The organism is Bradyrhizobium sp. 147, assembly GCF_023073935.1.
Taxonomy (GTDB): Bacteria; Pseudomonadota; Alphaproteobacteria; order Rhizobiales; family Xanthobacteraceae; genus Bradyrhizobium.
On the sequence record NZ_JADPKL010000142.1, the window covers coordinates 1 to 528 of the forward strand.

The 528-nt window shown below is 56.1% G+C and carries 1 pseudogene; it reads right to left on the minus strand.

Features of this window, described 5'->3' with window-relative positions:
- Positions 1–128 precede the first annotated feature (128 nt).
- A pseudogene (locus IVA87_RS34235) lies at positions 129–528 on the minus strand (IS4 family transposase); the annotation flags it as partial.

Sequence of the window (528 nt, forward strand, 5' to 3'; positions counted from 1 at the left end):
TGCCCATCCCTGCTGGCCTCCGTCCAGCCAGCATGGTGAATCAGAAACAAGCTGATTTGGGAATCCCAATCGATTCAACCTAACCCCATCCCGCTTTAGGGGAGAATCGTCTCCCTCCGGTGAGGCTTTCAATTACCCACAAATTCTACTCCGACCGTGACGCCCAGCGCGATGTCAGTGAGGCGTGACAGCCCGCGCCACACGACGGTATTGCCAGGCGGCGGATCGCTGGCGCGGGCGAGATAACCGCCGAGCCGGGCGATCTTGATCAGATAGTGCGAGAGCGTTTTTCTTGCTTTTGGTTTGTCGTTGAGCATCGTCATCCAGAAGACCCGCCAACTCAGGATGCAAAAGAGCGAGATCAGATTGGTCAGACGCTGGGCAGTCCTGAGCTTCGACTCCTCAGCTTTGCAGCCCGATTTGAGGATTTTGTGGAACACCTCGATCTTCCATCTCAAAGCATACCACTCGAGCTTCTCAATGACGTCGGTGCGGGAACCAACGGGCAGGTCGGTGATCAGCTTCCAA